Origin of the sequence: Pseudomonas sp. CM25, assembly GCF_013179705.1 — a bacterium.
GTDB lineage: Bacteria > Pseudomonadota > Gammaproteobacteria > Pseudomonadales > Pseudomonadaceae > Aquipseudomonas.
The window spans coordinates 1-2,239 of record NZ_JABMCW010000558.1 but is presented as its reverse complement, the minus strand read 5'-3'; the positions used below and the strand labels follow the sequence as shown (position 1 = coordinate 2,239).

Genomic DNA, 2,239 nt, shown 5'->3' with positions numbered 1-2,239 from the left:
AAGCCTTGGCCGAACGGCTGTCGACCTATCTGGGCCCTGAACAGGTCAACCTGGTCCGGCGTGCCTATTTCTACGCCGAACAGGCCCACGATGGGCAGCGCCGCCGCAGCGGCGAGCCCTATGTGACCCACCCACTGGCCGTGGCCAGCATCCTCGCCGACATGCACATGGACCATCAGAGCCTGATGGCGGCCATGCTGCACGACGTGATCGAAGACACCGGCATCGCCAAGGAAGCCCTCAGCCAGCAGTTTGGCGAGACAGTGGCCGAACTGGTAGATGGGGTCAGCAAGCTGACCCAGATGAACTTCGAGACAAAGGCCGAGGCGCAGGCCGAGAACTTCCAGAAAATGGCCATGGCCATGGCCCGCGATATCCGCGTGATCCTGGTCAAGCTGGCCGACCGCCTGCACAACATGCGCACCCTCGAAGTGCTGTCCGGCGAAAAGCGCCGACGCATCGCCAAGGAAACCCTCGAGATCTACGCCCCCATCGCCAACCGCCTGGGCATGCACACCGTGCGCGTGGAATTCGAAGACCTCGGCTTCAAGGCCATGCACCCGATGCGCTCGTCGCTGATTCACCGGGCAGTGAAAAGCGCACGCGGCAACCGTAAAGAGATCGTCGCCAAGATCGAGCAGTCGCTGGCCAACTGCCTGGCCGCCGACGGCATCGCGGGCGAGGTCAGCGGCCGGCAGAAACACCTCTATGGCATCTACAAGAAGATGCGTGGCAAGCGCCGCGCCTTCAACGAGATCATGGACGTGTACGCCTTCCGCATCATCGTCGACAAGGTCGATACCTGCTACCGCGTGCTCGGCGCCGTGCACAACCTGTACAAGCCGCTGCCCGGGCGCTTCAAGGACTACATCGCGATCCCCAAGGCCAACGGCTACCAGTCGTTGCACACCACGTTGTTCGGCATGCACGGCGTGCCCATCGAAATCCAGATCCGCACCCGCGAGATGGAAGAGATGGCCAACAACGGCATCGCCGCGCACTGGCTGTACAAGTCCAATGACGACGACCAGCCCAAGGGCAGCCATGCCCGCGCCCGCCAGTGGGTCAAGGGCATCCTCGAGCTGCAGCAACGTGCTGGCAACTCGCTGGAATTCATCGAGAGCGTGAAGATCGACCTGTTCCCGGACGAGGTCTACGTGTTCACGCCCAAAGGCCGGATCATGGAGCTGCCCAAAGGCTCCACCGCGGTCGACTTCGCCTACGCGGTGCACACCGATGTCGGCAACAGCTGCATCGCCTGCCGCATCAACCGCCGCCTGGCGCCACTGTCCGAACCGCTGCAAAGCGGCTCGACGGTGGAAATCGTCAGCGCCCCGGGCGCACGGCCGAACCCGGCCTGGCTCAACTTCGTGGTCACCGGCAAGGCGCGCACGCACATCCGCCACGCGCTCAAGCAGCAACGCCGCTCCGAGTCCATCAGCCTGGGCGAACGCCTGCTGAACAAGGTGCTCACCGGCTTCGACAGCAGCCTGGAGAAAATCCCGCAGGAGCGCGTCCAGGCAATTCTTGCCGAATACCGCCTGGAACTGATCGAAGACCTGCTCGAAGACATCGGCCTGGGCAACCGCATGGCCTACGTGGTCGCGCGCCGCCTGCTGTCGGCCGAAGGCGAGCAGTTGCCGGCGCCGGAAGGCCCGCTGGCGATCCGCGGTACCGAAGGCCTGGTGCTGAGCTACGCCAAGTGCTGCACGCCAATCCCGGGTGACCCGATCGTCGGCCACCTGTCGGCCGGCAAGGGCATGGTGGTGCACCTGGAAAACTGCCGCAACATCAGCGAAATCCGTCACAACCCCGAGAAGTGCGTGCAGCTTTCGTGGGCCAAGGACATCTCGGGCGAGTTCAATGTCGAACTGCGTGTCGAACTGGAGCACCAGCGCGGCCTGATCGCCCTGCTGGCCAGTAGCGTCAACGCCGCCGACGGCAACATCGAGAAGATCAGCATGGACGAACGCGACGGCCGTATCAGCGTGGTCCAGCTGGTGGTCAGCGTGCACGACCGCGTGCACCTGGCGCGTGTGATCAAGAAGCTGCGTACCCTGACCGGAGTGGTCCGCATCACCCGCATGCGTACGTAGTCCGCCAACCGCAAGGAGTCATCATGAGCAAGACCGTCATTACCAGCGACAAAGCCCCTGCCGCTATCGGCACCTACTCGCAAGCGATCAAGGCCGGCAACACCGTATACATGTCGGGCCAGATCCCGCTGGACCCAAAGACC

At 63.6% G+C, this 2,239-nt stretch carries 2 protein-coding genes; both read left to right on the top strand.

All coding sequences use genetic code 11. The features are described 5' to 3' along the window. Window positions 1-2,096: bifunctional GTP diphosphokinase/guanosine-3',5'-bis pyrophosphate 3'-pyrophosphohydrolase (spoT, locus tag HP546_RS29355; RefSeq protein ID WP_372242476.1), on the top strand; the 2,096-nt coding region annotated here is incomplete at its 5' end. 23 nt (window positions 2,097-2,119) lie between these two features. After that, window positions 2,120-2,239: Rid family hydrolase (locus tag HP546_RS29350; protein WP_256678570.1), on the top strand; the 120-nt coding region annotated here is incomplete at its 3' end.